This is a genomic window from Bradyrhizobium sp. OAE829 (genome assembly GCF_040546575.1).
GTDB lineage: Bacteria > Pseudomonadota > Alphaproteobacteria > Rhizobiales > Xanthobacteraceae > Bradyrhizobium.
Window position 1 is genome coordinate 4,695,068 of the sequence record NZ_JBEPOE010000001.1, and the last position, 26,273, is coordinate 4,721,340.

28 protein-coding genes and 1 tRNA gene are annotated in these 26,273 nt (G+C 61.5%); 19 read left to right on the forward strand and 10 right to left on the reverse strand.

What is annotated here, in order from left to right:
* Positions 1 to 27 precede the first annotated feature (27 nt).
* Positions 28 to 447 carry a VOC family protein gene (locus ABIE49_RS22640; protein ID WP_192736332.1) on the reverse strand — a complete coding sequence of 140 codons (420 nt, stop codon included), beginning with the start codon at positions 445 to 447 and terminating at the stop codon, positions 28 to 30.
* 134 nt (positions 448 to 581) lie between these two features.
* Between ABIE49_RS22640 and ABIE49_RS22645 the strand changes: the two genes are divergently transcribed.
* The 10 genes from ABIE49_RS22645 (at position 582) to ABIE49_RS22690 (ending at position 6,539) form a co-directional block, all read left to right on the forward strand.
* Positions 582 to 1,559 carry a Bug family tripartite tricarboxylate transporter substrate binding protein gene (locus tag ABIE49_RS22645; RefSeq protein WP_192736333.1) on the forward strand — a complete coding sequence of 326 codons (978 nt, stop codon included), beginning with the start codon at positions 582 to 584 and terminating at the stop codon, positions 1,557 to 1,559.
* Positions 1,560 to 1,651: 92 nt separating this feature from the next.
* Positions 1,652 to 1,909: a DUF3551 domain-containing protein gene (locus tag ABIE49_RS22650; protein ID WP_192736334.1), complete on the forward strand. Its 258-nt coding sequence runs from the start codon at positions 1,652 to 1,654 to the stop codon at positions 1,907 to 1,909.
* Between the two features lie 58 nt (positions 1,910 to 1,967).
* Positions 1,968 to 2,435 (forward strand): ArsR/SmtB family transcription factor, encoded by a 468-nt coding sequence (locus ABIE49_RS22655; protein WP_192736335.1) that lies wholly within the window; start codon positions 1,968 to 1,970, stop codon positions 2,433 to 2,435.
* Positions 2,402 to 2,779 carry an SRPBCC family protein gene (locus tag ABIE49_RS22660; RefSeq protein ID WP_354067578.1) on the forward strand — a complete coding sequence of 126 codons (378 nt, stop codon included), beginning with the start codon at positions 2,402 to 2,404 and terminating at the stop codon, positions 2,777 to 2,779. The genes ABIE49_RS22655 and ABIE49_RS22660 overlap by 34 nt, the downstream gene beginning before the upstream one ends.
* 22 nt (positions 2,780 to 2,801) lie before the next feature.
* The gene (locus ABIE49_RS22665) at positions 2,802 to 3,539 is read left to right on the forward strand and encodes a DUF899 domain-containing protein (protein WP_192736336.1); all 738 of its coding nucleotides are present in this window, start codon (positions 2,802 to 2,804) and stop codon (positions 3,537 to 3,539) included.
* 58 nt (positions 3,540 to 3,597) lie between these two features.
* Entirely contained in the window at positions 3,598 to 3,960 is a 363-nt protein-coding gene (locus tag ABIE49_RS22670) for a DUF1428 domain-containing protein (RefSeq protein ID WP_192736337.1), read from the forward strand.
* Between the two features lie 123 nt (positions 3,961 to 4,083).
* Positions 4,084 to 4,701 (forward strand): hypothetical protein, encoded by a 618-nt coding sequence (locus ABIE49_RS22675; protein WP_192736338.1) that lies wholly within the window; start codon positions 4,084 to 4,086, stop codon positions 4,699 to 4,701.
* The gene (locus ABIE49_RS22680; protein WP_192736339.1) at positions 4,688 to 5,068 is read left to right on the forward strand and encodes a transcriptional regulator; all 381 of its coding nucleotides are present in this window, start codon (positions 4,688 to 4,690) and stop codon (positions 5,066 to 5,068) included. Before ABIE49_RS22675 ends, ABIE49_RS22680 begins: the two co-directional genes overlap by 14 nt.
* Before the next feature lie 33 nt (positions 5,069 to 5,101).
* On the forward strand, positions 5,102 to 5,848 hold the full coding sequence (locus tag ABIE49_RS22685; protein ID WP_192736340.1) for a di-trans,poly-cis-decaprenylcistransferase: 747 nt from the start codon (positions 5,102 to 5,104) through the stop codon (positions 5,846 to 5,848).
* 262 nt (positions 5,849 to 6,110) lie between these two features.
* Positions 6,111 to 6,539, forward strand: a complete 429-nt coding sequence (locus ABIE49_RS22690) for an aminoacyl-tRNA deacylase (RefSeq protein ID WP_354066923.1) — start codon at positions 6,111 to 6,113, stop codon at positions 6,537 to 6,539.
* A 73-nt stretch (positions 6,540 to 6,612) separates the two neighbouring features.
* On the opposite strand, the gene ABIE49_RS22695 is transcribed toward ABIE49_RS22690, so the two are convergent.
* Complete coding sequence (locus tag ABIE49_RS22695) at positions 6,613 to 6,816, reverse strand: hypothetical protein (RefSeq protein WP_192736341.1); 204 nt, start codon at positions 6,814 to 6,816, stop codon at positions 6,613 to 6,615.
* 188 nt (positions 6,817 to 7,004) lie between these two features.
* Here ABIE49_RS22695 and ABIE49_RS22700 point away from each other — a divergent pair, with 188 nt between their 5' ends.
* On the forward strand, positions 7,005 to 7,637 hold the full coding sequence (locus ABIE49_RS22700) for an aspartate/glutamate racemase family protein (RefSeq protein ID WP_192736540.1): 633 nt from the start codon (positions 7,005 to 7,007) through the stop codon (positions 7,635 to 7,637).
* Here the strand turns inward: ABIE49_RS22700 and ABIE49_RS22705 are convergent.
* From ABIE49_RS22705 to ABIE49_RS22715, 3 genes are all read right to left on the reverse strand, one after another.
* Complete coding sequence (locus ABIE49_RS22705; RefSeq protein ID WP_192736342.1) at positions 7,634 to 8,008, reverse strand: hypothetical protein; 375 nt, start codon at positions 8,006 to 8,008, stop codon at positions 7,634 to 7,636. The genes ABIE49_RS22700 and ABIE49_RS22705 overlap by 4 nt on opposite strands.
* A gap of 63 nt (positions 8,009 to 8,071) precedes the next feature.
* Positions 8,072 to 8,148 (reverse strand) — tRNA-Arg (locus ABIE49_RS22710).
* A 218-nt stretch (positions 8,149 to 8,366) separates the two neighbouring features.
* Complete coding sequence (locus ABIE49_RS22715) at positions 8,367 to 9,995, reverse strand: tetratricopeptide repeat protein (protein WP_192736343.1); 1,629 nt, start codon at positions 9,993 to 9,995, stop codon at positions 8,367 to 8,369.
* Positions 9,996 to 10,414: 419 nt separating this feature from the next.
* Between ABIE49_RS22715 and ABIE49_RS22720 the strand changes: the two genes are divergently transcribed.
* The 3 genes from ABIE49_RS22720 to ABIE49_RS22730 all read left to right on the forward strand — a co-directional run bounded on the left by ABIE49_RS22720 (position 10,415) and on the right by ABIE49_RS22730 (position 12,710).
* Positions 10,415 to 10,870 carry a hypothetical protein gene (locus ABIE49_RS22720; protein ID WP_354066924.1) on the forward strand — a complete coding sequence of 152 codons (456 nt, stop codon included), beginning with the start codon at positions 10,415 to 10,417 and terminating at the stop codon, positions 10,868 to 10,870.
* Positions 10,871 to 11,135: 265 nt separating this feature from the next.
* Positions 11,136 to 11,903, forward strand: a complete 768-nt coding sequence (locus ABIE49_RS22725; RefSeq protein WP_192736344.1) for a hypothetical protein — start codon at positions 11,136 to 11,138, stop codon at positions 11,901 to 11,903.
* A 333-nt stretch (positions 11,904 to 12,236) separates the two neighbouring features.
* Entirely contained in the window at positions 12,237 to 12,710 is a 474-nt protein-coding gene (locus tag ABIE49_RS22730; protein WP_192736345.1) for a universal stress protein, read from the forward strand.
* A gap of 40 nt (positions 12,711 to 12,750) precedes the next feature.
* Here ABIE49_RS22730 and ABIE49_RS22735 read toward each other — a convergent pair whose 3' ends face one another.
* Positions 12,751 to 13,155, reverse strand: a complete 405-nt coding sequence (locus ABIE49_RS22735; RefSeq protein WP_192736346.1) for a YccF domain-containing protein — start codon at positions 13,153 to 13,155, stop codon at positions 12,751 to 12,753.
* A gap of 172 nt (positions 13,156 to 13,327) precedes the next feature.
* Between ABIE49_RS22735 and ABIE49_RS22740 the strand changes: the two genes are divergently transcribed.
* The gene (locus ABIE49_RS22740; RefSeq protein ID WP_192736347.1) at positions 13,328 to 14,407 is read left to right on the forward strand and encodes an LLM class flavin-dependent oxidoreductase; all 1,080 of its coding nucleotides are present in this window, start codon (positions 13,328 to 13,330) and stop codon (positions 14,405 to 14,407) included.
* Positions 14,408 to 14,431: 24 nt separating this feature from the next.
* Here ABIE49_RS22740 and ABIE49_RS22745 read toward each other — a convergent pair whose 3' ends face one another.
* The 3 genes from ABIE49_RS22745 to ABIE49_RS22755 all read right to left on the reverse strand — a co-directional run bounded on the left by ABIE49_RS22745 (position 14,432) and on the right by ABIE49_RS22755 (position 20,715).
* Positions 14,432 to 17,539, reverse strand: a complete 3,108-nt coding sequence (locus ABIE49_RS22745; protein WP_192736348.1) for a bifunctional diguanylate cyclase/phosphodiesterase — start codon at positions 17,537 to 17,539, stop codon at positions 14,432 to 14,434.
* A 199-nt stretch (positions 17,540 to 17,738) separates the two neighbouring features.
* Entirely contained in the window at positions 17,739 to 19,556 is a 1,818-nt protein-coding gene (locus ABIE49_RS22750) for a putative bifunctional diguanylate cyclase/phosphodiesterase (protein WP_192736349.1), read from the reverse strand.
* Positions 19,557 to 19,737: 181 nt separating this feature from the next.
* Positions 19,738 to 20,715 carry a sensor histidine kinase gene (locus tag ABIE49_RS22755; protein ID WP_192736350.1) on the reverse strand — a complete coding sequence of 326 codons (978 nt, stop codon included), beginning with the start codon at positions 20,713 to 20,715 and terminating at the stop codon, positions 19,738 to 19,740.
* A 182-nt stretch (positions 20,716 to 20,897) separates the two neighbouring features.
* Here ABIE49_RS22755 and ABIE49_RS22760 point away from each other — a divergent pair, with 182 nt between their 5' ends.
* The 3 genes from ABIE49_RS22760 to ABIE49_RS22770 all read left to right on the forward strand — a co-directional run bounded on the left by ABIE49_RS22760 (position 20,898) and on the right by ABIE49_RS22770 (position 23,704).
* A complete protein-coding gene (locus tag ABIE49_RS22760) occupies positions 20,898 to 22,154 on the forward strand; it encodes a serine hydrolase domain-containing protein (RefSeq protein WP_192736351.1) in 1,257 nt (418 codons plus the stop codon).
* Between the two features lie 31 nt (positions 22,155 to 22,185).
* Positions 22,186 to 23,022, forward strand: a complete 837-nt coding sequence (locus tag ABIE49_RS22765) for an SDR family NAD(P)-dependent oxidoreductase (protein ID WP_192736352.1) — start codon at positions 22,186 to 22,188, stop codon at positions 23,020 to 23,022.
* A 178-nt stretch (positions 23,023 to 23,200) separates the two neighbouring features.
* The gene (locus tag ABIE49_RS22770) at positions 23,201 to 23,704 is read left to right on the forward strand and encodes a cupin domain-containing protein (protein ID WP_192736353.1); all 504 of its coding nucleotides are present in this window, start codon (positions 23,201 to 23,203) and stop codon (positions 23,702 to 23,704) included.
* A gap of 131 nt (positions 23,705 to 23,835) precedes the next feature.
* Here the strand turns inward: ABIE49_RS22770 and ABIE49_RS22775 are convergent, their stop codons facing one another.
* The gene (locus tag ABIE49_RS22775) at positions 23,836 to 25,212 is read right to left on the reverse strand and encodes a cytochrome P450 (RefSeq protein ID WP_192736354.1); all 1,377 of its coding nucleotides are present in this window, start codon (positions 25,210 to 25,212) and stop codon (positions 23,836 to 23,838) included.
* Positions 25,213 to 25,405: 193 nt separating this feature from the next.
* On the opposite strand from ABIE49_RS22775, the gene ABIE49_RS22780 reads away from it, so the two are divergent.
* On the forward strand, positions 25,406 to 26,221 hold the full coding sequence (locus ABIE49_RS22780; protein WP_192736355.1) for a hypothetical protein: 816 nt from the start codon (positions 25,406 to 25,408) through the stop codon (positions 26,219 to 26,221).
* Positions 26,222 to 26,273 lie beyond the last annotated feature (52 nt).

Here is a 26,273-nt window from a genome sequence, read left to right on the forward strand (position 1 = left end):
CGCACCATCCCGGAATGACGCCGAGGACTACGCCCCACCATCCTCATACGACGAAATCTCGATCAAACTCCCGTCCGGATCCCGGCAATAGACCGAACGCAGCGTGCCGCGCGCGCCCTGCTTGGCGACCGGGCCTTCCTCAATCGCGACGCCGTTGGTTTTGAGGTGCGCGACCACCTGGTCCGGCGTGCTCGCGGTCAGGAAGCACAGATCGTCGCTGCCGGCGGTTTCGTGATCGGCGGTGAACCATTCGACCTTGTCGGCATCGCGCGGCCGCACGTTGATCTTCTGGTTCCCGAACACCAGCGAGGTCCGCGGCGTTTTGCCCGGGCCCGGATCGAACACCTTGATCTCCATGCCGAGGATGTTCCGGTACCACTCGGCGGAGCGCGCCACGTCGGAGACATTGATCACGAGATGATCGAGCGCATTCACCTTGACGGACATGCCTAATCCTTTGGTCGCGCCTTGAGGGCGTTGCGTCGCACTGGTCGCATGGATGTTTGTTTGTTACAACGCGGCCCTTGCTCAGTTCAATAGAAACGGCCCGGGTGAACCCGGGCCCCCAGGGAGAATAACTCATGATCTCACGCCGTACCGCGATCTGCCTGACGGCAATCGGCCTTTCGATGACCGCTTCGATCGGCACTGCCCTGGCGGCGGATTATCCGACGCGGCCGGTCAAGTGGGTGGTCGGATATCCGCCCGGCGGCGCCACCGACATCATTGCGCGCCTGCTCGGCCAGCGGCTGTCGGAGCGGCTCGGCCAGCAATTCGTGATCGAAAACAAGCCCGGCGCCGGCAACAACATCGCCACCGAATCGGTGATCAACGCCGAACCGGACGGCTACACGCTTCTGCTGGTCAATCCGGCGAACTACATCAACGCGTCGCTGTACGCCAACCTGAAATTCAACGTCGTTCGCGACATCGCGCCGGTCGCGGCGTTCAATCGCGTGCCGAACGTGATGACGGTCAACAATAACGTGCCGGCGAAGACGGTTGCCGAGTTCATCGCCTATGTGAAGGCCAATCCGGGCAAGGTGAACCTGGCGTCATCGGGCAACGGCACGTCGGTGCATCTGTCCGGCGAAATGTTCATGATGATGTCGGGCGCCAAGATGCAGCACGTGCCCTACCGCGGCGCCGCGCCCGCGATTACCGATCTGCTCGGCGGCCAGGTTCAGGTGATCTTCGACAACATGCCCTCGATCCTGCAACATATCCGTGCCGGTTCGCTGCGCGCGCTGGCGGTGACCTCGACGGTACGGTCCGGGCTGCTGCCCGACGTCCCGGTGCTCGCCGACACCATTCCCGGCTACGAGGCGAGCGCACTGTTCGGCATGGGGGCTCCGAAGAACACGCCCAAGGAAATCATCGAGAAACTGAACAAGGAAGTGAATGCGGTGCTGGCGGAGCCTGCGATCAAGGCGAAGCTGATCGATCTCGGCGGTGAGCCGCTGATCGGGCCGCCCGACGCGTTCGGCAAGATGATCGTGGAAGAAACCGAAAAGTGGAAGAAAGTGATCGACAGCGCCAATATCGAGAAGGTGCAGTAACGCGCCTCTCGGGAACCTTCTCCGGGTCGCGAGGTTTTGAAACTGAGGCGACCCGGTGACGCGGTATAATTGCCGTGGAGGAGGATTCCATCATGCGCAACGCGAAACTGACCATGTTGGTTTTACTGGCGGCGGGATCGGCCACGGTGGGTGGCCCGACCCCCGCCGCTGCTTACGATGACCCCTATTGCGTTCAGGGCCGGGGCGTCGGCATTCCCGGCGACTGTTCTTACCAGACCTATCAGCAGTGCATGGCCTCCGCCGCCGGGCGCGGCGTTTATTGCAACGTCAATCCGCGCGCGGCGTTGAACCAGCAGCCGCGGCGCGGCCGGGTCTATCGGGATTACTGATCAGGAAAACCAGCAGCAGGCGCTTGACGCCCGATCTTTTGCGCATATACTAAACCATATGGTTAAGTATCAAGAAGACGTCCTGGACCGTACCTTCGCAGCCCTCGCCGATCCGACGAGGCGCGCACTGGTGGCGCGGCTCGGCGACCGCGAAAGCCTTTCCGTGAGCGAACTGGCGCAGCCCTTTGCGATGTCGCTGCCCGCGATCATGAAGCATCTCGACGTGCTGTCGGATGCCGGCCTGATCGCGCGCGAGAAAACCGGCCGCACCGTGGCGTGCCGGTTGACCGCCAAGCCTATGGAGCAGGCGATGGACTGGTTGAACCGTTACCAGCGCTTCTGGTCCGACAATCTCGACCGTCTTGCAGCTTTTGTGGAGGAAGACCCATGGCCACCCAGTCAAGCATCCAGTCAGAATCTCGCCGCGACACCGGTCCCGCAACCAGCCCAAGCCTCACCCTCAAGCGTCGTATCAATGCGGCGCCGGCGAAAATCTACGCCGCGTGGACCGACCCGGAAAAACTAGCGGCGTGGTTCGGGCCCTCGAAGGTCAGGGAAGGCTCGGTGCAGGCGGAGACCGATCTGCGCGTCGGCGGCCGCTACCGCATCAGCTTCTATGCCACCGACGGCGAGTATTTTCAGGCCGGCGGCGTCTACCGCGAAATCGTGCCGAACGAACGGCTGGTGATGAGCTGGGCCTGGCATTCGACGCCGGAACGCGAATCGCAGCTCACCATTTCGCTCAAGCCGGACGGCGCCGGCACGCTGCTGACGCTGCATCACGAGCAGTTCTTCAACGAGGCCGCGCGCGACGGCCATGAGAAGGGCTGGACCGAATTGCTCGGCAAGCTCGAACAATTTGTGAGCTGAACGATCAACACAGGAGCCGCCTATGCAGCCGCATATCGTCGTCTCGCGCGAAGCTTGGATCGCCGCGCGCAAAACCCATCTTGCGCACGAGAAGGAACTGACGCAGGCGCGCGAGCGCTTGAGTGAGGAACGTCGCGCGTTGCCCTGGGTCAAGGTCGACAAGGACTATGTGTTCGACGGGCCCGGCGGCCAGATGACACTGGCCGAGTTGTTCAAGGGGCGCAGCCAGCTCGTGGTACAGCATTTCATGTTCGCGCCGGACTGGAACGAAGGTTGCAAGCACTGCTCGTTCTGGGCTGATGGATTTGAGCGCATCATTCCGCATCTCGCTGCGCGCGACACCACGCTGGTCGCGATTTCGCGTGCGCCGGTCGAAAAACTTGCCGCGTTCAAGGCGCGGATGGGCTGGACCTTCGACTGGCTGTCGTCGGGGGGTAACGATTTCAACTACGATTACGAGGTGTCGTTCACGCCGGAGGCGCTCAAGTCGGGTGACAACAGGTATAATTTCGGCACCACCCGCTTCGGCACGGAGGAAGCGCCCGGCATCAGCGTGTTCTATCGCGACGAGGCCGGGAACATCTTCCACACCTATTCGTGTTTCGCGCGTGGCCTCGACATGATGAACGCCGCCTATCATTATCTCGACCTGACACCGCTCGGTCGTCACGAGGAGGAACTGCCATATCCGATGGATTGGGTGCGGCTACGTGACCAATACACACCGGCGCCGGTTCAGGCATCCTGCTGCCACTCCTAACAGAAGTCGTCGCTTGCGTTCCTCGCAATGACGCGAACAAACAGAGGGAACAAAACCCATGGCCTATGTCGACGGATTCATCGTCGCAGTTCCAAAGAAGAACATCGCGGCCTATCGCAAGATGTCCACCAAGGCCGGCAAGATCTGGCGCGAATACGGCGCGCTGGATTACCGCGAATGGGTTGCGGACGACGTCAAGGTCGGCAAGCTCACGTCGTTTCCGCGTAGCGTCAAGCAGAAGCCGGGCGAGACCGTGGTGTTCGCCTGGATCACCTACAAGTCACGCGCGCAGCGCGACAAGATCAATGCCAAGGTCATGGCGGATCCCAGGCTCAAGTCATCGATGGGCGATATGAAGTCGATGCCGTTCGACCCCAAGCGGATGATCTATGGCGGCTTCGAGAGCCTGGTGAAGGTCTGAAGCCGCCGCCAGGTGTCACACGCCAATAAGCTGTTGAGGTAACCGCGCAATCGCGGCTTCGCGCATCCCGCTTGCATCTACTTTGTAATCCGGTATACTTTGCGATACAAAGTAAGGTGGGCGATGCGCGACCTCGACAAGGCGTTGGCTGATATCCTGGCGATCCGTAGCCAGATTGCGGCCGGCACCGCGTTTCGCGGCTATGGTCCGGCAACGGTTGCCGCCACCGGCGGCATCGCTCTGCTTACCGCGATCGTGCAATTCCTCTGGCTCAACGATCCGACCGGGCAACCGGTCATGTTCTTCGCCGGTTGGGCGGCCGCCGCGCTGTTTTCCGGCGCGCTGATCTGGATCGAGATGCTGGCGCGCTCGCGCCGGCATCATTCGGGTCTCGCCGACGCCATGATCCAGCAGGCGTTCGAGCAATTTCTCCCACCCGGCGTCGCCGGCCTGCTGCTGGGGATCATGCTGTGGAAGTTCGCGCCCGAAACGCTGTGGATGCTGCCGGGGCTGTGTCAGGTGCTGGTCAGCCTTGGCGTGTTCGCCTCGGTGCGCACACTGCCGCGCAGCATCGCCTTCGGCGGTGCCTGGTATTTCCTGTCGGGCTTTACGGTCCTGCTGCTCGCCAGCCAAAACCATCTGCTGTCACCCTGGATGATGGGCGTGCCATTCGCGGTCGGGCAGCTCCTGATGGCCGCGCTGCTGCATTTTGCGTCCGGAGAGAATGATGCCGAAGACTGAAGCCAACAGCGCGCCGTTCTCCTATGACGGGCTCGATCGCGTGATCCACGAGAAGGCGCGGCTCGGGCTCCTGACCTCGCTGATGGCTCATCCCAAGGGATTGGCCTTCGCCGACCTCAAGCAACTCTGCGGCCTCACCGACGGCAATCTCAGCCGGCATCTGCAGGTTCTGCAGGAGGCGGGCCTGGTCGAGGTCACCAAAGGTTACGAAGGCAACCGTCCCCACACCACCTGCCGCCTGACCAAGAGCGGCCGCCGCCGTTTCCTCGATTATCTCGCCGTGCTGGAGCGTCTGGTGCGCGACGCCGCCAAGGCCGCCGGCAAGGAAGACACCGCCATCGCCCGGCTCGGCATCCTGCCTGTCTGACCGCGATCCCCTTTTTTAATCGGAGACTTTGTAATGCAAAGTAACCTCTCCCCCAAACTCGAAGCCACACCCGACGCACGGCTGCATGTCGGCATCATCATGGATGGCAATGGCCGATGGGCGACGCGGCGCGGGATGTCACGGTTGCGCGGCCACGAGGCCGGCGTCGAAGCGATCCGGCGCGTGGTCGAGGCGGCGCCAGGGCAGGGCGTCGGTGCCCTGACGCTGTATGCCTTCTCCAGCGATAATTGGCGTCGGCCGAAGACCGAGGTCTCTGCGCTGATGGCGCTGTTGCGATTCTATCTCGCCAACGAGGTCGAGGCGCTGGTCCGCAACGGCGTTCGTCTCACCGTGATCGGACGCCGCGATCGCATTCCCGAAGGCATCGCCCATGCCATCGCCCGCGCGGAAGCGGCTACCGCCGCCGGCGACGCGCTGCACCTGCGCATCGCGATCGATTACTCGGCCCGCGACGCCATCCTCAACGCCGCAACGCGCGCGGCGGGCATTATCGATCTCACCCGCGAGAGGCTCGCCGAACTCATCACCGGCGAAAAAAACCTTCGCGACGTCGACCTCATCATCCGCACCAGCGGAGAAAAGCGGTTGTCGGACTTTCTGCTCTGGGAAGGCGCCTACGCCGAGCTGCACTTCACCGAACGGATGTGGCCGGAATTCGAGGCGCAGGATCTTGCCGAAGCCCTCGGCGCGTTCCATCGTCGCGAACGCCGCTTCGGCGGCCTGCAGGCGATCGCGCCGGAAGAGGTGCCGAGCCTTTAGTACATCACCAAAGTACACAGCGAGGAGGAGCCGATGTCATCAGCGCGGCCCGAACGTCGCGTCGGCGTGCGCAAGGCTGCGTGAAAGCCCGCGCATGCCGCCCCGCGGAATTGCGGAGGCGGCTGCTTGCGAAAGCATGCGTAAGCCCTTCTCAAGGCTGCGGATAACTGGCCGCGGTTGCTGGACGGGCGCCTCAACGAGGAAATACTGTCGCCTCCGATCGCACAGAACAAAAAGAACCGTCGCGGTCCGAGGCGTTGGCGTGAGCATACAGGTTGCTATTCTTAAGGTCTTGGCCAGTCACGGCAGCGGCCGGGCCACGCTTGCTTCGCTCAAGCGGGACATCATTATTCTCTCCGCCAGCGGCCCGGACTGGGACGCGCGCATCAAGCGCCTGGCCCGACGCGTTCCGGCGATCGACATCTTTGGCGCAGGCTATGTGCTGCGTGACGACGACGGATGGCAAATCACAACCGCGGGCCGCGATTTTCTCGCGGCGCTCGAAGCCGTGAGTCAGGATAATCAGCCGGCTGAAGTGGATTTGCCTGCAGCGCCCGATGGCGCCGGGCGTCGTCAAGGCGCCCTCATCGTCGTCGGTCACCGTTTCAAGAATCGCACCCGCAGGGATCGCGACCCCGCCCAGCTACAACGTAATCAGCGCCGGCGTCCGCGCCACGATTCAAACGTGTAAGGTGCCGGCGTCGTCAGTCCGTGTTCAGCGTCAGCGTAGGCTGCGATGGACAATCTCCGAACCGTCGCGCAGATCACAATGCCTTTGCCAGGATCTGTATCAGTGATGTGATGATCAGGAAGACGCCGGCGATGCGGCAGGGCATGCCCCAGCGTTCCTGCCAGGCGATCCATTCGAGATGCTTCGGGCCGGCCGGCACCGGGCGCCAGCCGTAATAGGCCGCGAGGATCCCGGCGGCGAAGGTCATGCAGGCGTCGATTGATTGGGCAAGCGCCATCGTATTATCTCCGAACGAGCCTCTTGGTCGGAGACCGTCGGCGACAGGTTCAATGGGCTTGGGGGTTCGCCCGGCGGGGCGGCCCGGCAAGGTCGAATCGGCGTTAATCGCCTCTCGCCCCGGCGCTGGCGGGGACAATGGCGGCGCGCCGGGTTGACACCGATCGCGTCGCCGCCACACTGATCAGCATGCGCATTACCCTCATCCACGCCCTGAAACACTCGATTGTGCCAATCGAGGCATCGTTTGCAAAACTTTGGCCTGACGCCGAGCTGATGAATTTGCTGGACGACAGCCTGTCGGCCGATCTGGCGCGCGATGGGGGGCTCACCGAGGCCATGACCGAGCGCTTCCTGCAGCTTGGGCGCTACGCGGCGGGCACCGGTTCGGATGCGATCCTGTTCACCTGTTCCGCCTTCGGTCCGTGCATCGAAGCGGTGGCACGCGCGCATGCGCCGATGCCGGTGCTCAAGCCGAACGAGGCGATGATCGAGCAGGCCGTCACCAGGGGCCGCAAAATCGGTCTGCTGTCCTCGTTCCCGCCGACGCTGGTGTCGATGCCGCGGGAATTTCCGGCTTCAATCGAACTGGTGCCGAAACTGGCTGATGGTGCCATGGCCGCCCTCGATCGCGGCGATCGCGCCACGCATGACCGTCTGGTGGTGGAGGCGTCCAGGGACTTGCGCGATTGCGACCTGATCGCGCTGGCCCAATACAGCATGGCGCCCGCCGCCGAGATGGTCGCGAAAGCCTCAGGCCGGCCGGTCGTCACCACGCCTGACAGCGCGGTGCTGAAGCTGAAGGAAATGCTGCGCGGCTAGCCGCCTCTGGCCTTTTTCTTGGCGGCCTTGTTGGCCTTCTTCGCGGCCTTCGCAGGCTGCTTCTCGACCTTCGTCTCAGCCTTCTCGGCTTTCTTGGCGATCGCCGCGATTTCTTCCGCCGCGTATTTAACCGCCCGCGCGTAGCTGTCGGCGGCATTGTCGGCGGAGTTCTGCAGCCGTTTCGCCGCCGCCGTGCCGTGCAGCATCGCGCTCTGGGCCAGCAGCTTGAACCGCGCCTTGGCTTCCTTGTCCTTGGCCGAGGCGGCCTTGGCCATAAACAGGCCCTGCCGCTTTTTGGCGGCGGCCATCAGGCTCTTGTTCTGTGCTTTGGCGAGTTGCCGGATTACGGCGTCTAGATCAGCTTCAGCCATTCCGGGTCACTCATCACTCCGCTGCGTGACCCCGGGGAACAAGGATATTGGGGTGCACTTTATTGGCGCACCCGACACGATTCGAACGTGTGACCTTTGCCTTCGGAGGGCAACGCTCTATCCAGCTGAGCTACGGGTGCAGTGGGGCTTCATTTAGCCGATTGGTCCGGCATCGGCAACGGCCTTTGGGGCTATTTCGGGAAGCAGGGCCCTAAGGCAACCGTTCATCGAATGGTGCCGGGACCGCGAAAGCGCGCCAAGCCGGCCGGGACTATGGCGGGTCAATTATCCGGGTCTTAGACATTCCGATGGTCCATCGGGCCTGCAGATGGCCGGCGCGTTGCAACGCAATTTGGATCTATCTCGCCTTGAAATAGAAGCCCTGCGCCGACAATTGCCCATACGTAAAAGGTTCCTGCTTCTTTCCCGTGCTTGTGTAAACGTCATCATGGACCATACGAAACAATTGGTTGATCTCCAGTCCGGGAGCATCCATTCGTCGAATGAGAGACGTCGTAAACGGGCTGTTTTCCCCTGCGCCATCTGTCGCGAGATGACCGTGCTTCGTCGCGAATGCGACGAGTGTTCCGCTTTCGGGCTCGATCCTCGCTAGACCCCTCCCCACTGAAAGTGACTTCTTTTCACCAAACGGATTTTCCCGGCATGCATCCAGGACCACAAGGCGCATCTTATCAGCCGAGCTGACGGCGTTGAGGATTTGATCGAGGGCCACGCTTTCCTTGGGAATGTCGGCGTCGGTTTCAAACTTTGCATCAACGGGGACAAGATAGTTGCTGCCATCGAGCTCAATGCCGTGCCCGGCAAAATAAACCACGGCCCAGTTGGCATTCTTGCTGTCATTGGAAAAAGCCTGGAGGGCGGCCGAGAGCGTCTCCCGGCTTGCGTCGGTCAACAATTTCACGCTCTGGAAGCCCGATTTTCCAAGCGCATCCGCCACCAGTTCCGCGTCTCGTTTCGGATTCGCGAGCGAATCGAAACTTTCATATTTGGAATTGCCGATTACCAATGCGATGCGGCCGCCCGACCGCTCATTTGATGGACGCGTCGCACCGAGCTTCGTATCGATCCGCTCGAGGCCTGCCACGGCTACAGGATGCGATGGGGCGATGCCGAGTGCAGCCTGAAGATCAGTGCGCGCCTTCTCCAGCTCTCGCGAGCGCTCGAACGCAAGAGCGCGTTGAAGCAGAGCCGTCAGATTTTTTGGTTCCAGCCTGAGCGCTTCATTAAAATCCGCTATCGCAGCCGGCAAATTGCCAACGGCAAGATAGGATCGGCCGCGATTTACGTAGGGCCTCGAGAATTTGGAAATGAGTTTGATCGATTCATTCAAGTCAGCGATTGCTCGATCATATTCGCCAAGGCTGAAATAGGTGAAGCCTCTTCCGCTAAGGCTCGGCACGTGTCGCGGAGCGAGCGCGAGGGCCTTGTTGAATGCCAACAAAGCTTTCTCGTATTCCTGTTGCTTGTTGTAGACGCCTCCGATTCCCCCGTGGGCCACCGCAAAGTCCGGATTCAGTTTGAGGGCTTTGTTGAGGTCTGTGAGAGCTCGCTCCTGCTCTCCCATATCCGAGTAGACCAAGCCTCGAAAAGCATAAGGCCCGGGCGCGGCGGGGTCAATTTCTCCAGCAGCGTTTAGGTCGGCCAGCGCCTTTCCATTATCCCTCAACAAGAAAAAGCCGTATCCGCGCTGGACGAGCGCGAGCACGTTTCGAGGATCAAGTCGCAACGCCTCGTTCAGGTCTGGCATTGCTTCGCTGAACTGTCCCATTCGGCTCCTGGCCGTGCCGCGCCAAGCGAACGCAAATGCAAATTGGGGATCCTGTTTGACCGCCTGATCAAGCTCGGTGATTGCCGCCGCGAACTTTCCCTGTTCAATGAGTGCTCTCGCCCGACCGACTGCCGGCCCTGCTGCTGAGCGCTTTTGTCCTGGAGGTGAGCCGTGTGGTCGTCCTGCCGCATTGCCCATAGCGGCTTGAACGCATGCTCTGACCTTTGGAGTTGCGAGAGCTCGACATGATTCAAGGTTTCCACCCGCTCTCATGCAAGGCATTACGATTGGTCTCCCAACCGTTTCTCGGCACCTTTGGAGCGCTGGATTCCCCGATTGTGAAAGAGCGGGATTGGCAAACAATGCTACCAATGCAAGAATTGAAAAAGCGATTGTGCGAGAAAAAACTTCTATCAAACGATTATTGCTGGCCGACATGGTGTGCCCACCTCTTACAACAGCAAATACGAGACCAATGCTATCAGCTTCTCCCCAAGGGCGCGCGACAATCCTTGCCGCGAGAGTGTTATGATACCCGTGGGTCCGTTCGGGAGCCGGCTCCTTCGAGGCTAGCCAGGGATCAGCGACCGGAGAAAGGTTTGGAAATGCCTTGTCAGATGACCCTGCGAGCCGCGCTTGCCGCCGCAATGGCAAGTTGCCTTGTGGCGATGACGGGGCAGCCAAGTTTCGCCAAGACTGTAATTGTCACGGAGGAAGAAGCGAAACTGCCCCCTCCGAAAGAAATGCCCCCTCCGTCTGACCGCGGCATTACGCGCGGCCCGAAGATCGAGCTTGATATGGAAGAAAAGGCTGCGCTTCGCGCGCCCATGCATCTAAAGTTGAAGTTTAGAACGTTCGGCGGTTCGGCCATCGACCTGGATGCATTTCGGGCAACGTATATCAAGAACCCAACAGTTGACCTGACCCCTCGAATTAGGCCGTTCGCTCAACAATCGGGCATAGACATTCCTGACGCGCAGCTGCCGCCGGGCGAGCACTTTATACAGTTCGGGATCAAAGACTCGGATGGCCGAGCGTTCTCCAAAATCATCAAGCTCAAGGTCATGCCCTGACGGGCGCAGGGAACGTATCGGCTTCGTGGCTACATTTGAATTCAACATTCGATTGGATGAAAATGAATTGTCCATATTGCGCGTTCGAAATTGAGCCTTCCGTTCTTGTTTGCAGCTCCTGCTCTCGCGACGTCGGCGTGCCGGCGTCGTTGATCGCGGAGCGAGATGACCTCGCACGAAAAATAGATGGCGCTCGCGACGAGCTTTTCAGGATGAGGGAAGAAATTGACTCCCTTATGCGCGCCAAGAAGCGTAGCCGAAGCTGATGGAATGTCCCTTCTGCGCTGAAACCGTCAAACACGAAGCGATCGTTTGCAAGCATTGCTCACGAGATCTTCGAATCGTTCGCCCGGTACTCCTGGAAATTCAAGAACTCGTCTTCGAGTTTGACAAGTTGCAGCAAGAGCTTGATCGAACGGGCGCCAAGCTCGAGCGAATCAAGCATCCTTTTCGCTGCTTTGTTACCTATTCAGTTCTATATATCTTCGCCCCGGTCTTCTTGCTGGTTATCTCTCATGTCCTTGTAACGATCGTATTCAACATCCAGCCAATCTATTTGCGCCTGGCGTCCGTCATCATTCCTGTTCCTTTTGGTTTTCTCGCCTATACGATAAGTCGGCTGGGATTACGTGGAGCATTCCTGTTAGGAGTACTCGCTGCGGCGGTCAGCGTCGCTCTCATGCTTGTCATAACGGGTGTCAACGACGGCGTACCCATCCTTCCAGCTTCGCAAGTGGAGTGGCGTGAAGTTGCGGAGTATATGGCCAGCATCTGCCTGGCATTCATCACCGGAAACATCTTGAGTGTTCTGGTGTTCCAGGTGCTGCCAAACACGCTGTTGCGCGGTGGCCGTCCAAACCCAGCCGCATTCAGGCTTGCTCGCCTTCTCGGACCTCATGTTGGGGAGGAGCAGCTTCGTCGAAGAGCGCGTCTCATGCAGGATTTGTTGCGGACCGTCGGACCTCTCGCCGGTGCGGCTGCTACTGCAATTGGATCGATCTATGCCGGATTGAAGGGTGTGGTCGGACATTGATTGCCTCGGAGAGGCTGGCAATTTCCGGTTGTCAAGCCGGCCGCCGGCGGGTGTTGCCAAACCTGCCCGGGGTGTTCTTCTGATCCGAAATGATGTGCCGCCCTGGAACAGGCGCCGTTACTTGAGGGAGTATCCGGCTCGCCGATCCAGCTTCGGGTAACAAGGCTCCATGCAGCCGAACTGCGGGTGCAAGGGGTTCGCGCCTTGCGGGGACAGCTGAGACTAAGGTGGCAAGGCGCGGACCCTCATCCCCCGTCAAAAATCTGATCCGTTCTGCCGGATTGGTGCTAGTCTTGGTTCGTTGATCTTCTCGACCATCGATGGGGACGTCCGATGTATAAGAAGGTTCTTCTGGCCTATGACGGGTCCGTTGAGGGCCGGCGCGCCCTGCGGGAGGGCGCCAAGCTCGCGCAAATGTGCCGTGCCGAGGTGTTCCTGCTGGCGGTTGTCGAGGTTTCCTCGATCATGACGCCGGAGGCCGGGCTCACCATTCCGATCGAGCTGCAAACCGAAGACTACAAGGCGATCCTGGCCGAAGGCACGGAACGGCTGAAGGCGGTGGGCTTTACGCCGACCTCGCGGTTGGAGGTGGGGGATGCCGGGCAAAAGATCGCGGAGGTGGCCGAGGAAATCGGCGCGCATCTCGTGGTCGTCGGGCATCGCCCGCAAGGGCCGCTGGCGCGGTGGTTCGGTTCCGTCGGCAGCTATCTGGTCAAGCGGCTGCGCTGCAGCGTGCTGGTCGCCCAGACCGAGATCAGCGACGATGAATTCGAGCGGCTGAAGCCGCCGGCCGAGACGGCCGCCTAGGCTCAGGTTTGCACCCGCGCCGGATCGATCGGAGAGATCGCTACGCCGGAACGATGATCTTGCCGATCGGCCAGAGCGCGATGCCGGCCAGTTTGAGGTGTGCCCAGGCGAAGGGAATGCCGATGATGGTCACGGCCAGCACGACCGCCGTGACGACATGCGCGAGCGCCAGCCACCATCCCGCCAGCACCAGCCAGATGATGTTGCCGACGACGCCGAGCGGTCCGGTGCCGATGTCCTCCTCACCAGTATGGAGGTCGCGCGACACCGCCCTGAACCCGAACGGAAACAGCGTGTAGGCCGCGATATTGAACGCCGCCCGCGCCCAGGGCAGGCCGATGATGGTGATGGCCATGATCACGGCGGCCACCAGCCAGCCGAATGCCATCCACGCGCCGCCAAGCACGATCCAGACAATATTCAGAAGGAGTGAGACCGGTGACATGGGTGCTATCTGTAGCGCGCCCTTGATGTCATGGGTATCAAAAAGCCGTCAGCTGAATTGAATCAAATCACGATGCGTCGTCCGGAACCCGATTTGCGGTGTGCGCCCGGGGGACGCTAGACTGATGAGCAACACGAGCCGGATAGACCGGCGTTTGCAGGGAGAAGCGTCGATGCGTCCGCTCGAATTCGGCTGGTATCTGCCCACGCATGGCGACACCACGGCCTATGGGCTGATGGAGGCGCAGATCCCGGGCTCGCCTGAACTCTGCGACCGCGTGGTGCAGGCGGCGGAAGCGGCCGGGTTCGAGTATCTGCTGATTCCAGTGGGCTCGGTGTGCTGGGAGGCGTGGATAACAGGCGCGTTCATGGCGGCGCGGTCGCGGGCGATCAAGCCGCTGATTGCAGCAAGGCCGGGCTACATCAATCCGGTGCTGCTGGCCAAGATGATCTCGACCTTCGACCAGATGTCGGGCGGGCGTATCTGCATCAATCTGATCGCGGGCCAGAACGAGAGCGAGGTCGAAGGCGAGGGCGTGCGTTACGCCAAGGAGGAGCGCTACGCGCTGATGGAGGAGGAGGTCTCGATCCTCAAGGCGCTGTGGACCACGCGCGGCCCCGTGACCTTCGAAGGCAAGTTCCACAAACTGTCGGGCGCGCATATCAGGCCGCGTCCCTTGCAGCAGCCGTTTCCAAAGTTCTATCTCGGCGGCGGCTCGCGCCAGGCCTGGGAGTTATCCGCAAAGCATTCCGACGTGCATCTGTTCTGGGGCGACCTGCCGGAGCGGATCGCCGGCAATATCGCCGAGATCAGGCAGATGGCCCGCGCCTATGACCGCGAGAACGACATCGGCTTCGGCATGCGGCTGCAGGTGATCTGCCGTGAAAACGAAGCGGACGCCTGGGAGGCCGCGGATCAGCTGGTGCGCCATGCCACCGAACGGCAGAAGCAGGAGATGAAGACGCTCTACAATAAATCCGAGGCGAACCAGCGCGTGCAGCAGCTTGCCCGCGAACATGGCGACCTGCTGCTGCCGCATCTATGGACCGGCATCACCAAGGTTCGTCCGGGTGCCGGCATCGCCGTCGTCGGCAATCCCGCGCAATGCGCGGATACGCTGCAGCAATTCATCGATGCTGGCTGCCATTCGTTCTGCCTGTCCGGCTATCTCCATGACGAGGAAGCTGAGCGCTTTGGGCGACTGATCCGTCCCATCCTCGCCGAGAACAATCGGGGCCGCTGGGCTGCGTAGGGTCGCGCGGGTTGACATCGCGGGTCAGGCCGAGGCGAGCGCGGCTTCGCTGCCAACGCCGAGCAATCGCCGCACGTCAGAGGCCCGCAGCGGCTTGCTGAACAGATAGCCCTGCATCTGGGTGCAGCCGAGCCTCTTCAGCAGGGCCTTCTGCTGTTCGGTTTCGACGCCCTCGGCGGTCGTGATCATGTTGCGCGAGGTCGCGATGTTCACCACCGCCTGCACGATCGTCTCCGAGCCGTCGACCTCGATGTCGCTGACGAAGCAGCGGTCGATCTTGATCTTGTCGAACGGGAAGCGCTTCAGGTAGCTCAGCGAGGAGAAGCCGGTGCCGAAATCGTCGAGCGCGATGCGCACGCCGATGTCGCGGAGCTGATGCAGGATCGCCAGCGCGGTCTCGTCGTCATGGATCAGCACGGCTTCGGTGATTTCGATCTCCAGCCGGTCCGGCGGGAGGCGGGAGGAAGCAAGCGCCCCCATGATCCGAAGTGCGAGCGTCTGGGATCTCAACTGGACCGGCGAAACGTTGACGGCCAGCCGCACATGGGATGGCCAGCCTGCGGCCTCCATGCACGCCGTCTGCAGCACCCAATCGCCGAGTTCGTTGATCAGGCCGATATCTTCCGCCAGCGGGATGAATTCCGCCGGTGAGACCATGCCGCGCTCGGGGTGGCGCCAGCGCAGCAACGCCTCGCAGCCCGCCACGTCGTTGCTGCCGAGATCGAGCAGCGGCTGATAGTGAATTTCGAAACCACCATCGACCATCGCCTGCCGCAGGTCCTGCTCCATGGTCAGCCGCGCCTTGGCGCGGGCATCCATGACCGGTTCGAAGAAACGATGGGTGCGGCGTCCTCCGGCCTTGGCGCCGTACATCGCCAGATCGGCGTTCTTGATCAGCTGGTCGAGATCGGTGCCGTCCTGCGGCGCCAGCGCGATGCCGATGCTGGCGTCGGTCGAGAGGTGATGGCCGAGGCAGTGATGCGGCTGCCGGATCGCCTCCTGGATCCGCGCGACGAATTCGATGACGTTGTCGCGGTCGCCGGCCGCGGTCTGGATTACGGCGAACTCGTCGCCGCCGAGCCGCGCAATCAGGTCGGTCGGCTTGAGGCAGTCCTTGATGCGGGAGGCGACGGCCTTCAACAGTTCGTCGCCGACATGATGCCCGAGCGAATCGTTGATGCCCTTGAACTCGTCGATATCGATATAGAGCAGCGCGAATTGCTCGCCGCCGACGGCCTTCTGCAACTCGCGCTCGATCTGTTCGCGGAACAGCACCCGGTTCGGCAGGTCGGTCAGCGCGTCGTAATGCGCAAGATGGGCGATCTTTTCATCGGCGCGGCGGCGCTCGGTAACATCCTCGACGACATGGACGATGTAGCTGGGCTCGCCGGCCTGATTGCGAATTCCGAGCCGTCTGGAGGTGATGTAGCGACGGCCCATCGCCTGGGTTTCCCAGAGATGCTCGTCCTTGAACAGGCCGTCGGCGGATCGCAGCGCCTTGTCGTCGTCGGCCGTGACGATCTCGGCGGACGCCTGCGGAAATATGTCGAAGGCGGTCTTGCCGATGATGCTGTCGCGGGAAATGCCGAATTGAGTCTCGGCCACGCGGTTGGCCAGAAGGTAGCGGCGATCCTGGGCGCCCTTCACGGTGATCTGCGAGGGGATGTGATCGATGATCTGGCTCAGGAAGGCATGGTTGCGGTCGCGTTCCTGCTCCAGCTTGCGACGCTCCGTGACGTCTTCGATGGTGGCGATCCAGCAGCCATGCGCCAGCGGCCGGCTGATGGCCAGGAAGCTTCGCCCGTCCGGGCACAGCATCATGCTCTGATCGATTTGGCCCTGTGCGATATTCCGCAAGACATTGGAGCAGAATTCCTTGACGTCACCGCTAAAGGCTCCCCTGTCCTTGCGATGCTGGATCAGGTCGTAGAAATGACAGCCGGGCTTCACGATGTCCGGCGACAGGTTGAACATGTCGATGTAGCGCTGGTTGACGGTGACGATGCGCGCAGACGCGTCGTACATCACCAGGCCCTGGATCATGTTGTTGAGCGCGGTGTCGAGCCGGTGCCGTTCCGATTCCAGCCGCTGCTGCGCCTCTTTGCTTTGCCGGGTCATCTGCCGGATGATGAGGAACAGGATCAACGCGATCGTCGCTGCCGACAAGATGGCGGCGCTGACCAGGAACCTGGTCTGGGCCTCCCAATCGGCCAGCGCGGCGGTCATCGAATTGGTCGCGACGACGATGATCGGGAAGCGGCTCAACGGGGCCGCGGACCCGAGCCTGTCCTTGCTGTCGATCGGGCTTTTGACGCGCAGCGTCTGCTGACCGCCATGCGTCAGGACACGCTGCAGCAGCGGCGCCGATCTGAATTTCTGTCCGACCAGGTGCTCGGCGCGCGGATGTCGCGCCAGCAGGGTGCCGTCGGTGTGAAACATCGAAACGGCAGCGTCCGCTCCGATCGCAACGGAAGCAAAGAACTTCACGTAATTGGAAGGATCGATGCGCCGCGTCATCACGCCGAGAAAGACACCATCTTCGCCGGTCAGTCGATGGGCAACGACCGTGTTCAGGCTGCCGCTGATAAGGCTGCGAAGCGCCTCGGTCTGGATCGACGGTGATCGCGGACTGAACTTGAAGGTCTTGAAGTAGGCGCGCTCGGCGATGTTGAGGGCCGGCGTCGGTAACGGCCGCGACCAGTTGATGATGTCGCCGTCGGCGTCGTAAATCGAAATGTCGCCGAGATAGGACAGGACGCCGGCTTTGGATCTGAGGATTTCGTGAGCTTCCGAACTCGACATCAATTTCCGGAACGCCTGCGGCGAAGCGATGCCGGGAACGTGCAACCGCGCTATCACGTCGGCGGCGATGGTGTCGGAGTCCTCGAATTGCTGGTCGAAGTGACGGGTGAGCAGCAGGACGGTGTTTTGCAGTTCGCGTTCGCTGTTGGCCAGCGCGCGCTCGCGGAATTCCGCGACCATCATGATCGTGCCGGCAAAAATCGCCGCAACCAGCAGCGCGCCGCAAACGGTCAGCCACAGCACCGGACCACGGATCGTCGTGCCGAGACGCCGGCTGGCCGCCGCGGCTCGGGACACGGTATCCCTTAGGTTGTGAAACAGAACGCGCATTCCCCCTTCTCCCCGGGAACTACATACGATGCGCTCATGTCATAAGCCGTTAGGAAATCCGGTTACCTAAGGCTTAATCCGGCCCTCTAAGCACCGTTTGCGCGTATGTCCGGCCGCGCGGTGCGCAGAGTGGTATCTTTCGTCTTATACAACTTTCGAGATCGGGGGCGGCGGGGCGATCCGCGGACGCTGGGCAGCCTCAGCGGCGATAGCCGCTGGCGCGGGAAAACGCCGGGCGGGTTTCCTGCGCCGGGCGGCTCGACAGGCTGGCGCGGGTTTCGCTGGCGAGCGGTGCGGCCGGCCTGAGGTCTTCCAGGAAGATCGGCCTGGAGAAGTAATAGCCCTGAGCATAGCGGATCTTGGTCGCGGCCTGCAGATAGGCCAGTTCCTCGAAGGTTTCGAGGCCTTCGGCGACCACAGTCATGCCGAGCGCATCGCTCAGCGATTCGATCGCCCGCAAAATGCCCTGGCTGCGCGGCCGCAGATGGATGTCGGTGATGAAGGAACGATCGATCTTGATTTCGTCGGCGGTGATGTCGGCCAGCGCCGACAGCGACGAATAGCCGATGCCGAAATCGTCGATCGAGATGCCGACGCCGAGTTTGCGGAAGATCGGCAGGATTTCATCCTGGAAATGCGTCTTGGTGACGAAAGCGTCTTCGGTCACCTCGATCATGAAGCGCTTCGGAAATCCGGTGGCCTCCAGCGCCTGCGCGAACGGCCGCATGAATTCGGGATTGCCGGCCTGCTTGGCCGCGACGTTGATGCTGATCGTGGTATCGGGACCGAAGGTCTCGTTGATCAGGTCGATCGATTTGACGATTTCCGCCAGCACCAGATGGGTCAGTTCGTCGATCAACCCCAGTTCGACGGCGAGGTTGATGAAGGTGCCGGGAGCCTGAATCACGCCCTCATCGTCCCTCAGCCGCACCAGCGCTTCGATGCCCGTGATCGCCTTGGTGCGGATATCGACCTTGGTCTGGAACGCGCAGCAAAAGCGCTTTTCCAGGATCGCCAGCCGCAGCGATTGCTCGACCTTCATCCGCGCCAGCGCCTCGCGCTCCATACTGGAGTCGAAGAACGCTGCCCCGCCTTTGCTGCCGTTCTTGACGCGGTACATCGCGATATCGGCGTTCTGGCGCAGCGCGTCGTAGGTCTTGCCGTGCTCGGGATAAAGGCTGACGCCGATCGACGTCGAGGCGAATATCTCCGATTCGTCGATGAAGAACGGCGCCTTCAACCGTTGCAGGATGAAATGGATGTATTCCGCGACTTCGCTCTCGCTCTGGACCGGATTGAGGAGCAGCATGAACTCGTCGCCGCTGATCCGCGACAGGATGTCGGATTCGCGCAAATCCATGCCCAGCCGCTTGGCCATTTCGACCAGCAAGGCGTCGCCGATCGCGTGGCCGTAATAGTCGTTGATGTGCTTGAAATTGTCGACGTCGAGAAACGCGAGCGCGAAGTGGCCTTGGACATTGCCGTGTTGCAAACGGCCTTGCTGCGAATGGCCTTGGGCGCTGTCGCGCGAAAGCAGCGTGTTGACGCGGTGTTCGATCACCCGCCGGGTCGGCAGTCCCGTCAGTTCGTCATAATAGGCCGAGCGGAACAGCGCGTCCTCGAACGCCTTCTGTTCGGTGATATCGGCGGAATTCGAGAGCAGCAAATTGCGTCCGGCGATCTGGATCGGCCGGTGTGAGGTGAGAAATACGTGCTTGGCCGGACCTGATGTCACGGCCTCTTCCAGTGTGGCCGCGTGGCCGCTGCGGAGCAATTCGAGACAGGTCTCCTGGCGATCGCTCAATTGCGAGGGCGCAGGCGCTGCCGCGGCCATCTGCAATAACGTCGCGGCGGCGTCGTTCACCAGCAGGAACTCGCCTTGCTCGTCCTGAACCGTCACGGCGGTCGGAAGCAATCTGAGGATGTCCCGCAAAATGCTCAATTCGGTATCAAAAGTGTCTTCATTACCGGCCTCGGTCGCGGCCGCCTGAAGATCATGTTTATAGGGACTATGCATGCCGCGGAGCTTGCCAAAGTCCCTTCTAATTTTGGTTAAGTGGAACTGTGAAAAACCGCGACACTCCTACAAGTTGGCGCTTTCGGACCATACGGCCGCAATCGTCATTAACAGAATCTCAATTCAGACTTCGGCCGCTTGCAGTAACTGCGAATTGTGCCTTTAGGTTGTGCAGCCGCGTTCAGCTCGCGGGGATGCGACACTGCATCGTGCAATGAACGCCGGTCTTCAGGAAACTGACTTCGGTCCTGCCGTCGAACGAGCGGAGTGCCGATTGCAACAGCTTGGTGCCGAAGCCTGGCGCTCCGATTTTTTCGACCGCGGGCCCCTCGGTTTCGTCCCAGGTGATCTTGAGCCAGGCCACATTGAGTTTGTCGTCTAACACCGTCCACGACACCTGCAGCATGCCATTCGCAGCGGAAAACGCGCCGTACTTCCCGGCATTGGTGGCCAATTCGTGAAAGATCAGCGCCAGGCTGACCGCCAGCTTGGCCGGAAGGAATAGCGGATCGCCGTTCAGGTTGAACCGGACATGGCCGTAAGGCCCGAGTTCGGAGCGCAGCAAGTCCTTGATATCGCAGCCGCTGCCATCGATCCGTGCGATCAGGTCGTCGGTTGCCGACAGCGCGCGGATCCGGTGATCGATGCTGTTCCAGGCCTGCGGTTCTTCGTGCAAGACCTGATGCAGAACGGCGTGGATCGTCGATGTCTTGTTCTTCAGCCGGTGCTGCAGCTCTTCGACGATCAGTTTGCGGTATTCTTCTTCCTCGATCAGGCGCTTGGTGATCTGCCGCTGTTGCGCGACGAGGGTCCGGTAGTGCTCGACACCCCATATCGTGATGCCGCAGACCGCCCAGAAAATTAGCAGCAGCGCCAGGCGGGCGGAATCGGCCACGGCGTCGCTGAAATTGACGGCGACGCCCAGCGTGCCGCCGGCAAGCGCCGTTGCGATCCCGATTCGGAAGCCGCCAAAGGCGGTGGCAAAGAACACAGCCGGAAAATACGGCGTGAAGAACACGTCGGGACGGATCTGGGCCAGTCCCCACCGCGCCAGGGTCGCCAAGACGAGGCAGCAGACCGCAAAAGCGGTGCTGAACAGCAGTGAGGGCTGGGAAATTCCCTGCCAGCCGCGCCTGAACTCGTCGATCAATTTCGTCATCGGTGTTGTCACTTCACGTGATCAGCGAATCCAAAATAAGGCCGACCCTGACGGAAACCGGGGATTTCGAGCCCGCTGGCAACGATAAGGCGGTTCTGCCATGGCGAAGTCAGCGCGATAAGCTCGCTTGCGTTGTTCCCGGCGGGCGGGAATATTGGCATCAACAAAAACGGGAGGAATGGATGAACCGTCTCATTCGCGCGTTCGGCGCATCGGCTCTCTTTATCCTTGCAGCGACCGGGAACAGTTGGGCGGACCCGGTGCTCCCCATGGCCGTGACGCCCGAAGACGTCGGCCTGTCCTCCAACCAGCTGGCGCGCATCGAGGCGGTGACCCAGAAATACGTCGAAACCGGGCTGGTGCCGGGCGCCGTGATGCTGGTGGCGCGGCGCGGCAAGATCGCCTGGCACAAGACCATGGGTTTCCGCGACCGGGCGGCGAAAGACCCGATGCGACCGGACTCGATCTTCCGCATCTATTCCATGACCAAGCCGATCGTCTCGGTCGCGGCCATGATGCTGGTCGAGGAGGGAAAGATGCAGGTCAGCGATCCCGTCTCGAAATATATTCCGGAAATCGGCCGCATGAAGGTGGGCAAGGAGACCACCGAGAACGACAAGGCAGTGCTGCAATTGACCGATCCCGCCCGCGAGATGACGGTGCAGGACCTGTTGCGGCACACCTCCGGGCTGATCTACGGCACGCGCGGCAAATCGCTGATCAATGCGGCCTATATCGAGGCCAGGATCGGCGGCCGTGATGCCAGCAACGAGGAGTTTGTCGCGAAATTATCGAAGCTGCCGCTGCGGTTTTCCCCCGGCGAGCGCTGGGAATACGGGGTGTCGACCGACGTGCTGGGACGCGTGGTCGAAGTCGTCTCGGGCAAGACGCTGGGCGAATTCCTGAACGAGCGCATCCTGACGCCGCTCGGCATGACCGACACGGGCTTCTCGGTGCCATCAGACAAGCTCAATCGCGCCGCACAGCCCTGGCAAATGCCCGAATCGCCGCCGATGACGCCGCGCTTCGACGTGGCGCAAAAGCCCCGTTTCGAATCCGGCGGCGGCGGCCTCACCAGCACGATGGACGATTATCTGCGCTTTGCGATCATGCTCGCCGATAGCGGCGAATTCGCCGGCAAGCGCCTGCTCGGCAACAAGACCGTCGATTTCATGACAGCGGATCATACTCTGGCGCGGCCGGGCCGGCCGCCGGGGCTGGGTTTTGGTCTTGGCTTCGAGGTTCGCACCAGCGTCGGCGACGCCGCCCTGCCGGGCTCGCTCGGGGAGTATGGCTGGGCCGGCAACGCCGGCACGCTGTTCTGGATCGACCCCAAGGAACAGTTGATCGCGATTTACATGGTGCAGGTCGATGACGGCGTGCGGATCATGCTGCGCAATCAGTTCCGGACCATGGTCCAGTCCGCGATCATCAACTAGGATTTCTCAGGTTTCGCAAAGGGGTGGTGAAATGGGACGGCTGGACGGCAAGGTCGCGGTGATCACGGGCGCGACCAGCGGCATCGGGCTGCATACGGCGGAGATTTTTGTCGCCGAGGGCGCGAAGATCGTCATCGCCGGACGCCGCGCGCCGGAGGGCGAGGCGCTGGCGAAAAAACTCGGCGCTGCCTGCATCTTTCGTCAGACCGATGTCACGGTCGAGGAGCAGATGAAGGCGCTGATCGCGCTTTGCGTGGATAAGTTCGGCAGGATCGATTGTCTGTTCAACAATGCCGGCGGCCCGGCCCAGACCGGCGGCATCGAAAGCCTTGAGGTCGATCGCTTCGATGCGGCGATGGCGACGCTGGTGCGCAGCGTGATGCTCGGCATGAAGCACGCAGCACCCCAGATGCGCAGGCAAGGCTCCGGCAGCATCATCAACAATGGCAGTATCGCAGGCAGGCTTGCCGGCTTCTCGTCATCGATGGTTTACGGCGCGGCCAAGGCCGCCGTCATCCACCTCACCAAATGCACGGCGATGGAGCTCGGCGAATCCAACATCCGCGTCAATTCGATCTCGCCGGGTGCAATCGCGACCGGCATCTTCGGCAAGGCGCTGGGCCTTTCGGTGGAAGCCGCCGAAAAGACCCCTGGTGTGATGCGTGAGGTCTACAAGACCGCGCAGCCGATCCCGCGCGCCGGATTGCCTGAGGATATCGCGCATGCCGCGGTGTTCCTCGCCAGCGACGAATCCTCTTTCATCAACGGCCACGATCTCGTGGTCGACGGCGCCATCACCGGCGGCCGCAACTGGAGCCAGCAGCAGCAGGGCTATGTCGCGCTGCGCAAGGCATTCGATCAGGGATAGGGGACTTTGCCGTCGTTGCGAGCCACCGGGTCGGCGCGCAGCCGCCGGATGACAAGGTCCGCGAAACAATCCATCGCGCCACAATAGGAAAGAATGGATTGCTTCGCTGCGCTCTCTTGCACAAACGCTTGCGTTTGTCGCAGGCAATGACGACGAGATAGTGGAAGGAGAAGAAGAAATGTCTGCAACACTTGGTTTGTCACCCGCCAGCCGCCAAGGGCGGCCGTTTTATCTCGCCGTGATCGCCGGGCTCGCCTGCGCCTTCGTGATCGGAAAGACGCTGCCATCCACGATGGATGTGATCTCGGCGATCATCGAGCCGCTATGTTCGAACGCTGCGGCCGCAGGCTCGCCGCTCGATACCGTCGAGCCGATCGGCTCGTACGCGCTGCCGAACGTGCCGGGCAAACGGGTGACGATCGTGCGCGTGTTCTACGGGCCCGGCGGGTTCACCCGTGCGCACCGGCATGCCGGCTCCGTCACCGCCTATGTCACCAAGGGCGAAATCCGCTCGCAGCTTGCCGGCGGCGTGGTCGAGACGTTCAAGGTGGGCCAGTCGTTCTTCGAACCGCCCGGTGCCGTGCACTTGGTCTCGGCCAATGCCAGCATGACAGAGCCTGCGGAATTGATCGCGGTATTCGTCGCCGATGAAGGCGCGCAGCTCACGACGTTTGTGGAATGACCTTGTCATGCGCGGGCTTGACCCGCGCATCCATCTGAAAGAATCGTTCAAGATTGATGGATTGCCGGGTCATAGGCGAGCGGAAGCGACGCCGTCCTTCAGACGGCTGTGCCCGGCAATGACGGTTCGACTCATACCGCCTTCAGCACGACCTTCAATCCATCCCTTGGCTTCGGGATCGGCCACATCTGCCAGTCCGGCTTGTAGCCGGGCTCCAGTGAGACGCTGAGATTCTGCAGGAAATGCCGCGCAAAGCATTTGGCCTGCATATAGGCAAAATGCAGCCCGAGGCACATATGCGCGCCGCCGCCGAACGGCACCCAGGCGAAGCGATGACGGTTGCGCTGCGCCTCGTCGGAGAAGCGCATCGGATCGAATTTGTCCGGATCGGGCCAGATATCGGCCATGTGATGGGTGAACAGCGGATTGACGCCGACCAGTGTGCCGGCCGGGATTGCATAGCCCTTGAAGGTGAAATCGCGGACCGCGCGGCGCGGCATCGAGGGCACCGGCGGCTTCTTCCGCAACGCCTCCTTGAACGCCATCTCGCTCAGCGGCATTTTCTCAAGATTGTCGATGCTCGAGGGGTCGTTGGCCTCGATGCCGAGCCCTTTGACTTCCTCGCGCAGCCGCGCCTGCCACTCTGGATGCGCGGCAAGCTCGCCGACAAAGGACGTCAACGACGACGTCAGCGTGTCATGCGCCGCCATCATCAGGAAACTCATATGATCGATGACGTCCTGGGTAGACAGCAGCGCGCCGTCCTCATGGGTGGCGTGGCAAAGTTGCGAGAACAAATCGTCGCCGCCGCCTCGCGCGCGGCGGATCGGAATTTGCTCGGAGAAATAAGCGACGATCCGCTTGCGTCCCGCGACGCCGCGGCCCATCTGCGTGAACGGCAGCGGGCGCCGGATCGGTGCCACGGCCGCCGCCACCATGTCGACGAAGGCGCGCGTGATCTCGTCCACCTCGGGGCCGATCTCGGCGCCGAGAAACGATGTTGCCGCCAGATCGAGCGTGAGCTGCTTCATCGCGGGATAGACCAGCATCTCGCCCGGTTGCGCCTTCCATTGCTTGACGCGCACGGCAATGCCGCGATCGAGATCAGTGAGGTAGGATTTCATCGGTCCCGACTTGAACGCGACCGACAGCGCACGGCGGTGCAAACGATGTTCCTCGAAGTCCAGCAGCATCAGCCCGCGCGGGAACAGCCGGCCCAGGATCGGACCCCAGCCATGGGTGGAGGAAAATTGCTTGGCCTGGTCGAACAGCAGCAGTTCGTTGGCCTCGGGGCCGAGCAGGTTGATGCTGGTCTCGCCGAACACGTGGCTGCGATAGACCGGGCCATATTTGGCGTGCATCCGCTCGACCTGCCCTTTGGGATCGGCGAGCACCTCCAGTGTCTTTCCGATCACCGGCCAGCCTTCGTCGCCAGGTATGTGCTTGAGTGAATTACGCTTCGGCGGAGTGAAGGGAAGCGCGGGAGAAGCCACATTCTGCATCGACATCGCGATTGCTCCGGTTTGGCTCTGGCCCAGTATGCGTGGGATCATCGGCATAACCAAGGCCGGAAAATAACGCTTTGTTGCGTCGGTGCAAAGCCGTTAGCTGCGGGTGGCGCGCCGGTTCATCCAAACCGCGCCACAAAGCCGCGGGCCGTGCTAGGGTGCGGCAAAATCAAGCCGGGCAGGGAGAACTGATATGTCGAGACTATTGGGTGTGATTGCCGTCACGCTGGCGGCGATCGTCGCCGGACCAATCGCCGTACAGGCACAGACCAGGCCCGCCATCACCAGCTTCGGTCCGGATTTCCCCAAGACCGGAATCTTCATCGGCAACAGCTTCTTCTATTATAATAACGGCCTGCCGGGTCATCTGTCGTTGATGGAAAAGGCCGCCGACCCCGAGAATTTGCAGGCCTATCGCAACACCATGGTGACGATCGGCGGTTCCGGCTTCGACTGGCACGATATCGAAAGCTATTTCCGGCCCAATGCGATCGGCAGCTATTCCTTCGACCCGAACAACAACGTCGTCTTCAACAAGCTCGATCGGCTGTTCGACGTCGCCGTCATGATGGATTGCAGCCAGTGCCCGATCCATCCCACGCTCAAAACCGTATTCACCGACTATGCGAAGAAGAACAGCACCATCGCGCGCGCCAAGGGCGCCAAGCCCGCGTTCTTCATGTCCTGGGCCTATGCCGACAAGCCGGAGATGACGGCGCAATTGGCCGAGGCCTACACGATTGCCGGCAACGAGAACAATGCGCTGGTGATACCCGCAGGCCTTGCCTTCGCACTCGCCATCAGCAAGCAGCCCGAGCTCAACCTCTATGCGCCGGACAAGCGCCATCCGTCGTTGGCCGGCACCTATCTCGCGACTTGCGTGGTGTTTGCATCACTGACCGGACGCTCGCCGGTCGGCAACCCGTATATCGCCGGCATCGATGCGCCGACCGCGAAATTCCTGCAAACCGTGGCGTGGGAAACCGTGCAGAGCTATTACGCGAAGTAGCGGCGTCTTGAATCAACCATTTGGCAAAGCCGCCAACTTCGTCATTGCGAGC